Source organism: Salinicola sp. (genome assembly GCF_982684285.1).
The window spans coordinates 1-7986 of the sequence record NZ_CEXLVS010000193.1 but is presented as its reverse complement, the minus strand read 5'-3'; the positions used below and the strand labels follow the sequence as shown (position 1 = coordinate 7986).

The 7986-nt window shown below is 60.7% G+C and carries 6 protein-coding genes and 1 pseudogene; 5 read left to right on the top strand and 2 right to left on the bottom strand.

All coding sequences use genetic code 11. The features are described 5' to 3' along the window. Nucleotides 1–231: pseudogene (locus AC3AYF_RS15385) on the bottom strand (glucose-6-phosphate dehydrogenase); the annotation flags it as partial. Between the two features lie 236 nt (nucleotides 232–467). Here AC3AYF_RS15385 and hexR point away from each other — a divergent pair. From hexR to AC3AYF_RS15365, 4 genes are all read left to right on the top strand, one after another. After that, a complete protein-coding gene (gene hexR / locus AC3AYF_RS15380) occupies nucleotides 468–1328 on the top strand; it encodes a transcriptional regulator HexR (RefSeq protein ID WP_295037316.1) in 861 nt (286 codons plus the stop codon). A 118-nt stretch (nucleotides 1329–1446) separates the two neighbouring features. Continuing rightward, entirely contained in the window at nucleotides 1447–2301 is an 855-nt protein-coding gene (locus tag AC3AYF_RS15375) for a putative selenate ABC transporter substrate-binding protein (RefSeq protein WP_295037318.1), read from the top strand. Nucleotides 2302–2306: 5 nt separating this feature from the next. After that, on the top strand, nucleotides 2307–3005 hold the full coding sequence (locus tag AC3AYF_RS15370) for an ATP-binding cassette domain-containing protein (RefSeq protein ID WP_295037319.1): 699 nt from the start codon (nucleotides 2307–2309) through the stop codon (nucleotides 3003–3005). Next, nucleotides 3002–4498 carry a PhnE/PtxC family ABC transporter permease gene (locus tag AC3AYF_RS15365; protein ID WP_295037320.1) on the top strand — a complete coding sequence of 499 codons (1497 nt, stop codon included), beginning with the start codon at nucleotides 3002–3004 and terminating at the stop codon, nucleotides 4496–4498. Before AC3AYF_RS15370 ends, AC3AYF_RS15365 begins: the two co-directional genes overlap by 4 nt. 205 nt (nucleotides 4499–4703) lie before the next feature. Here the strand turns inward: AC3AYF_RS15365 and AC3AYF_RS15360 are convergent, their stop codons facing one another. Beyond that, nucleotides 4704–6569 carry a hypothetical protein gene (locus AC3AYF_RS15360; protein ID WP_295037321.1) on the bottom strand — a complete coding sequence of 622 codons (1866 nt, stop codon included), beginning with the start codon at nucleotides 6567–6569 and terminating at the stop codon, nucleotides 4704–4706. Between the two features lie 656 nt (nucleotides 6570–7225). On the opposite strand from AC3AYF_RS15360, the gene AC3AYF_RS15355 reads away from it, so the two are divergent. Beyond that, nucleotides 7226–7915, top strand: coding sequence for a beta-ketoacyl synthase chain length factor (locus tag AC3AYF_RS15355; protein WP_295037323.1), 690 nt, complete (start codon nucleotides 7226–7228; stop codon nucleotides 7913–7915). Nucleotides 7916–7986 lie beyond the last annotated feature (71 nt).

Genomic DNA, 7986 nt, shown 5'->3' with positions numbered 1-7986 from the left:
GGTCTGCTCGAGCTCCTTGGCCTTGACCCGCTTCTTGAGCATCCCCAGCACCGTGCTGCGGAAACTGTCGGCGTCGTGCTCACGTCGTGCCAGCCCCAGAATCCGGGTGTCGGCCCCCAGAAGACCATCGCGATCCAGGTGATAGAGCGCCGGATAAAGCTTGCGCAGTGCCAGGTCGCCGAGCGCACCGAACAGAGCCAAATCCACGTTGGGCGTTGCCTCTCGAGTCATTGCCTCCCTCCACCAGAGTCGTTAATTTACGAATAAAATACGCCATGCGAATGGCTTTTGACATGCAACTTCGTAACTAAATTACCTCTACCGAAACCATTGTATCGTGCCTCGCCGCCAGCGGGCGCATGCGGCCTCGACTGTCGCAGCTTGGCGCTGGTGTCGCCAGAGGCTAGGATGCAGGGCCTGTGTGACGAATCAATCATCATTCCGCCGCTAGGAGATGCCCCGCAATCATGGCAATGCACGATCTCATCGCCCGCATTCGTTCGCGGGTCGACGACCTGAATCGCTCGGAACGCAAGGTCGCCGACGTCATCCTCCAGGACCCCAATGCGGCGATTGGCATGAGCATAGCCACTCTGGCACAGGCTGCCACGGTGAGCGAACCCACGGTCAACCGCTTCTGTCGCAATTTCGAGACCAAGGGCTACCCGGACTTCAAGATCCAGTTGGCCCAGAGCCTGGCGGGCGGAACCCCTTACGTCAGCCGCAGCGTCGAGAGTGACGACGCCGCCGCCGCCTATACCGACAAGATCATCGGCGCGACCATCGCGGCGCTGGACGAGATCCGTCGCGGCATCGACCCCAGGCGCATCGAACGCGTCGTCGACCATCTTTCCCAGGCGCGGCAGATCCACTTCTTCGCGCTGGGCGCATCGGCACCGGCGGCATTCGACGCCCAGAACAAGTTCTTTCGCTTCAACCTGCCGGTCGGCGCCTACAACGACGTACTGATGCAGCGGATGATCGCCGCGGCGTCCCATACCGGGGACGTCATCGTCGTCATCTCCTACACGGGCCGGACCCGCGACCTGGTCGAAGTGGCTCAGGTGGCCTGCGACGCCGGCGCGCTGGTCATCGGCATCACGCGCGATGGATCGCCGCTGGCCAACGTCTGCACCGACATCCTCCCGGTCGATCTACCGGAGGACACCGAAGTCTACATGCCGATGAGCTCGCGCATGATCCACATGGCGCTGATCGACGTCCTGGCGACGGGCGTGACGCTGCGCCGGGGCGAGTCCTTCCTGCCGCACCTCAGGACCATCAAGGAGAGCCTGCGACCGACCAAGTTCCCGCCGAAGGAGGCATGAGGCAGGCCGCTGTTCCGACCTCGACGTATCGGTCATTTCCTACGACCACGCCAGTTTAATCCCGGTGCCGCAATGCGGTTATCATGGGCGTCTTTTCTCTCACCCGAGGTCGCCGCTCATGCGCTTGATGTTCGCCCTGATCCTGACAATGGTCTGCTCGGCCGCCAATGCCGCCGATACCTTCCGCTTCACCGCGATTCCGGACGAGGATCAGTCACGCCTGGTCGAGCGCTTCTCCAAGGTTGCCGACTACCTGTCGGACAAGCTCGGGGTCGATGTCGAGTACGTTCCCGTCACCTCCTACGGCGCCGCGGTCACCGCCTTCCGCAACGACCAGGTGCAACTGGCGTGGTTCGGTGGATTGTCGGGCGTACAGGCCCGCCAGCTGGTACCGGGCTCGAAAGCCATCGCCCAGGGCGCGGAAGACGCCGACTTCCGCAGCTATTTCATCGCCAACACCGCGACGGGTATCGAGCCGAACCAGGACGAGCTTCCCGAGTCGGTCGCCGGGCACTCGTTCACCTTCGGCGCCAAGACGTCGACCTCGGGCCGGTTGATGCCGGAGCACTTCATCCGCCAGCGCTTCGATGAAGCCCCCGACGAGCTCTTCTCCCGCGTCGGCTTCTCCGGCGACCACACCCGCACCATTGCGCTGGTCGAATCCGGCACCTACGACATCGGCGCCGTGAACTTCACCGTGTGGGACGCCGCCGTCGAGGATGGCCGCGTCGATACCGACAAGGTCGAAGTCATCTGGGAATCGCCGACCTACCCGGACTACCAGTGGACCCTGCGCGGCGATGCCGACGAACGTTACGGCGAGGGATTCACCCACAAGGTGCAGCAGGCGCTGCTCGACATGACCGACCCTGCCTTGCTGGAAAGCTTTCCGCGCTCGGGCTTCATCCCGGCCAGCAACGACGACTATGGCCCGATCGAAGCGGTGGGCAAATCCATCGGTCTGCTGCGCTGACACCGATGCCGCTACTGGAGCTGGACAGGGTCGATCTGGGTCACGGGACGCAAGTCGTGCTGCCCGGCCTTTCGTTGACCTTCGAAGCTGGCGAGCGCGTGGCCCTGCTGGGCCAGAGCGGTGCCGGCAAGTCCACGCTGCTCGCCGAGATTCGGCGCCGGCTGGACAGCGAGGCCGCCTGGTGTCCGCAGGGGCACGGCCTGGTGCCGCTACTCTCGGTCTATCACAACGTCTATATGGGACGACTGGAGCGGCACGGGGCGCTGGCCAACCTGATCAATCTCCTGAAGCCCCGGCACGAAACCTGGCAGGAGATCGGCCTCCTGGTCCGTGAACTGGGCCTGGAAGGCCTGCTCCGCCGCCCGGTGGAGCAGCTTTCCGGGGGCCAGCGCCAGCGCGTGGCGATCGCCAGAGCCCTGTACCAGCAGCGCAGCGTCTTCCTCGGCGACGAACCGCTGGCCAGCGTCGACCCCCATCAGGCGCTGCGGCTGCTGGCGCGCATCCAGGCGCGCCACACCTCCAGCATCATTGCGCTGCATCAGCACCGGCTGGCGCTGGACCACTTCGATCGGGTCATTGGTCTGCGTGGCGGTCAGGTGGTGCTGGACGCGCCCGCCCGCGAGCTGACACTGGCGAGCCTCGACGCCCTCTATCCGGATGCCGGCCCATCGAACCACGAGGCCGGAGTCGCCGCATCGACATGAGTGCCGCCCCCGGTCTGCTGCGGGGACGCAGCCCTGGCCTGACGCTGGCGCGCCGTTCGCTGGCGCTGATACTGCTCTGCCTGCTGCTGCTTCCCTTCGCCGACCTGCGCATCATCACGGTCGATCCGTGGGGCGAGCTGTGGCGGATGGCCCTGGGTTTCGCCTGGCCCGATTTCATGGCGCTGGAGAGCCCGTTGCGCGCCATCGTCCTCACCGTCAGTGTCGCGCTGTGGGGCACGTTCATCGGCGCGATACTCGGCTTTCCGCTGGCGCTGCTGTTTCATCGCTCGAGACTGGTGCGCGGTCTCTGTGCATTCGTCCGCGCCATCCACGAGCTGTTCTGGGCACTGCTGTTTCTCCAGGTTTTCGGCCTGTCCGCGGTCACCGCCCTTGCCGCGCTGGCCATTCCTTATGCCGGCATCTTCGCCAAGGTCTACGCGGAGATTCTGGAGCTCACGCCTAGGGCGCCGAACGACGCGCTGCCCAGCGGGGTCGATCGGCTGTCACGCTTCCTCTATGCCGAACTGCCGCTGGTCTGGGAGCGCCTCGCCAGCTACACCCGCTATCGATTCGAGTGCGCCATGCGCGCCAGCGTGCTGCTCGGGTTCGTGGGCCTGCCGACACTCGGGTTCTATCTGGAGAGCGCCTTTCGCGAGGGACGCTTCGGCGAAGCCGGTGCGCTGCTCTGGATCTTCTACGCGCTGGTCGCCACCTTGCAGTGGTGGGGACATCGTCGCCTGCTGTTACCGCTGCTGGTGGGCGCCTTGTTCTTCCTCGGCCCGTGGCCGGATGTCGATGGCGAGCTGCTGTGGCGCTTCGTCAGCCACGACCTGTGGCCGGCCCCGCTGCTGGAGGGAAACCTCCCCGGCCTGGGCGCCTGGCTGGCCGGGCTGCCGGATCTGCTGCCGGCGATCGGCAACACGCTACTGCTGGCGCTCATGGGCACTGTCGGCAGCCTGCTACTGGCGCTACTGCTATGGCCGCTGGCCAGCCGTCACTTCGGCCGCCCCTGGCTGGGTTTCGGCGGACGGATGCTGCTGGTCGTCGTGCGTTCGACGCCGGAACTGATGCTCGCCTTCATCTTCCTGCTGATGCTCGGGCCGTCGATGTTGCCGGCGTGGCTGGCACTCGCCCTGCACAACGGTGCCCTGATCGCGTTCCTGGTCGCGCGTCACGCCGACGGTCTGACGCTGGGCATGCCCAATCTCCCGGCGTCCGGGCGCTACGCCTACGAACTGCTGCCCCGCCTCTATCCCAATTTGCTGGCCCTGATCTGCTACCGCGCGGAGGTCATCATGCGAGAGACCGCGCTGCTCGGCATGCTGGGTGTCGCGACCCTGGGGTTCTACATCGACTCCAGCTTTCAGTACCTGATGTTCGATCAGGCCTTTTTCCTGCTGCTGGTCACCGCCGCGCTCAACATCGCCATCGACGCCATCTCCCGCCGCTTCCGGCCTCGCGAGGTGCCGCTCGACGATCCGTGTAGCCGGTAGTCGATGCGGGACCAGGACGAGATGAATTTGAGCGGCTTTTGAGAATCCGGGCGATAAAAAGCCAGCCATACGGGCTCGCTCTCCCGTCAACCATCTATTCGAACAGCACTTTTGAAAGGTGGCCGGTTCGGCATGAAAATCCCGGCCATTGGGAGTGGCCGGGGCTCGTGTCATGTCGGGAGCTGGCAGCGGCTATCCATTGCTGTCAAATGCCACTCTCATTCCAAACCTGCTTGGCCAAATCGTCGATTTGCTCGTTGCCACCATGGCGTTTCAGATAGCCGTTGAAAACATCGGCCTCATCATCGAAGTTGCCGATGCGGTCCTTGAGCTGCTTTTTAGTGAACTCACTCAGATCCTCGTAGCTATCGAAATCCCCATTGACGAGGTTGTATTCAAGCAAGCCCTTATAGCGGTCAGCAAGATCACCCTCCATATAAAGGGTCTTCCGGTCATCCACATCGACACCATCAACGATAGTCTTGACGATACCATTGAGATTATGATCGAAATCCTCTTCACCCTGAATAAAGTCATCTCTGGGCACCAAGTGATTATCTGACCGCCACGCATCGTAAGACAGCTCCTTCAGTTGCTCTTCACCATCGTGTCGCTTGAGATAACCCGCAAATACGTCTGCCTCATCACCAAAATTACCAAGGCGGTCCATAAGTTGCTCTTTGGTATCATTGTGCAGCTCTTGCCAATTGTCATAGTCACCATTGGTGAGATTATAATCCAGCAGCTGCTTGTACCGTTCTGCAAGATCACCTTCCATGTAAAGTGTGGTTCGATCTTCAACATCGACCCCCTCGCGAATCGTCTCGACCAAGCTATTCAATTTGTCATCGAACTCATCATCATCCTTGATCAATGCGAGACCAACACTGACACCATCAACTTCATCCAGCAGCTCATCCATTGAAAGATCGTCAAGGCCACCCCCTCTGACTTCATCGATATAACTCTTGGCATCAAACCCCTCGTGGATATCAATGGGCGCCCCCTTGTGTTCCTCGTCATAGGTGACTCGACCGCCGCCTGGCTTGGTTTGAAGTTCCTGCTGGACCACGGCGCCGCCAATGCCGATGGTGGGCTTGTCGCCGATCCCGAGAAAGGAGTGCATTATCTCGTGCGCCATCAAGGAGACGTTGCCGAGATTATCTTTGGATTCATAATCCTCCGTTCTAACACCTTCGTAGGCATCATGGGCGTTCAGTGTCGTGGAATAGTCGTCGAATGGAGAGCTAACGGTACCGCCACCCTGGCCAATGGTGGAGAAGTTGAATTTCTTTTCTCCATTGGTGTCTTCCAGCGTAGAACGCATGGTTTCTTTCATGAAACCGCTATTATCGTACATGTAGATTACGTCTTTACGAATCTTATCGCCATGCTCTCCTGAAAAAGAGAAAATTCCGAGGCGCTCCATATCATCGACGAACTCTTCCCCTGACATATCGTCATCCGCCATGACTTCATCAAAACCGGGACCCTCACCGGGGGGTTGCACATCCCAGTTCGAATCCTCGTTGAACACCTCTTTCAACGAAGATTTGACGTCTGCATCACTGGGGATGTCGATTTGAAGCACATCGCCGTTAACAATCGAGGCGCGACTGTCGTCGCCATTGAGACGAAAGTTGACGCGAACGCCATTCTCTATGGCTTCGTCAAAGGCTTCTGCAAATTCAGGGTCAGATTCCAGCAACTCTTCCAGCGCGTTCCGAACGACATTTTTGTCTTCGGCCTTGTCAGACTCTTCGTCATCAGCGTTGCGCCGCGTGTCGCGCTCCAGTGAGACCTTGTCATCAAAGATCAAGCCATCCACGACGGGGGTATCGGAACCCATTCCTCCTCCACCCAGGATATCCCCGATCTCATCAATGGGTATTTTTTGCTCGTCTTTATCATCCCCACGATTGGTCGGACTGGAAGTTTTTTCATCGCCACGACTCTGGCCCGTCTTTCCCAGAGCGTCCTCTAAAGCGCGACCAAACTCCTCAACTCTATCGGCACCTAGAAAAACGTTTCTTGATGCCAAACTACTCTCTATACCAGTGGGCTGAGTCATTTTGTTTTCCTTAAGTTTTTTCAACCTCGACTTAAAATAAAATACCACGCTCATCCAAGATGATCTGTAAAAACCAAGATCCCGACACTTGCATTGAACGCAATTAGCCTGAAAGATTACCTAGCCAAATATCATGGCACGATGCCGCTTATGGCATTTTTTGTTATTTTTGAAAACGGCATGGTAAGGAAACGCACGCTTGCGCAACAAACGTCAACAGGTGACAGCCCCTCCTGTCGACGGGAGGTCAAGCGATGTGCCAAGAAGGCCGTCTGCTGGAACGTCGACTCGGTCGTCTCGGCGCCGAATCGGCGCCCCGCCCCGCGGCTGCCGCCATCTCGCGCCTCGGAACGGGTGACAGGAGAGGGAGTGGCATTCCCGATAGCGGCCAGGTTACCGGTGCGCGTTTTTTTACCTCCCGCACACATCACGATTTAACCTGCATCAAGTCTTTCATCGGGGAGCGACGGTAGTCTTGTCGAGCCCGAAGGATCGTCCTCCCTAGGGTGCGCCGGACTCCGGTTCGGCGCTTTGACGCCCCCGGACGGTGGACATCGTCGATGCCCCTCCAGAATCCATAAAGCTTGCACCGCGTGAGCGCCGTTTTCCGTTATGATGCGTAAAATTGTTGCAATACGGATCGTTGAAGCGACGCCATGACGGATCTTTACCTACAGGATTGGCGAGCCTGGACACCTCACCGCGAGGCTGCCGGGGAGTCTCGACTCGACACGCAAGACAAACCTGCCGGCAAGGCCGTTCCCGCGATGCTGCGACGTCGCCTCAACCTGCTCGGGCGCGCCGTCTGCGACATGCTGGCGATGCTCGATCCCGAAGCCGACCGTATCGTATTGCACGCCTCGCGCCACGGCGATGGTGAACGCACGCTGGAAATGCTCTACGGCCTCAATGAGGGCGAACCGCTCTCCCCGGCCCGGTTCGGTCTGTCGGTTCACAACGCCATGGCCGGCGTCTACTCCATCGCCAGTGGCAATCGGCGCAGCCAGCAGGCAATTGCCGCCAGCGGTGGCGAATGGGCCGCACTGATCGCGGAATCCAGCGGCTATCTCGCCGATGGGCAGCCGAGTCTCCTGCTGGTCTTCAGCGATCAGCCCGTTCCCCAGCGATTCGCCGCGTACGCGCCCGCGTCGCTATCCGCCGCCGTTACCCTTCGGGTCGGCAGCCAGCCGACCGAAGGTGCCCGGCGCCTGGTCGAGACGGCGACCCCGGCAGGCGGCACGACCTTGCAACCCCTAGATGTCATCGACTGGCTGATGGGCAGTCATCAGCGGATCGCGTGCCCCATCAGCCGACGCGGTTGGCAACTCGAGTCTCTTCGGTCATGATCCGCCCCCCGCAACGACCCGTTTTGGCGACGAGACGACCGCCGCACCCGGCCGGTAAGCTACCGGCAGCG

Bases quoted from the DNA above. Each gene is read 5' to 3' on its own strand.
- hexR (WP_295037316.1), top strand. From the start codon at position 468: ATGGCAATGCACGATCTCATCGCCCGCATTCGTTCGCGGGTCGACGAC.
- AC3AYF_RS15375 (WP_295037318.1), top strand. From the start codon at position 1,447: ATGCGCTTGATGTTCGCCCTGATCCTGACAATGGTCTGCTCGGCCGCC.
- AC3AYF_RS15370 (WP_295037319.1), top strand. From the start codon at position 2,307: ATGCCGCTACTGGAGCTGGACAGGGTCGATCTGGGTCACGGGACGCAA.
- AC3AYF_RS15365 (WP_295037320.1), top strand. From the start codon at position 3,002: ATGAGTGCCGCCCCCGGTCTGCTGCGGGGACGCAGCCCTGGCCTGACG.
- AC3AYF_RS15360 (WP_295037321.1), bottom strand. From the start codon at position 6,569: ATGACTCAGCCCACTGGTATAGAGAGTAGTTTGGCATCAAGAAACGTT.
- AC3AYF_RS15355 (WP_295037323.1), top strand. From the start codon at position 7,226: ATGACGGATCTTTACCTACAGGATTGGCGAGCCTGGACACCTCACCGC.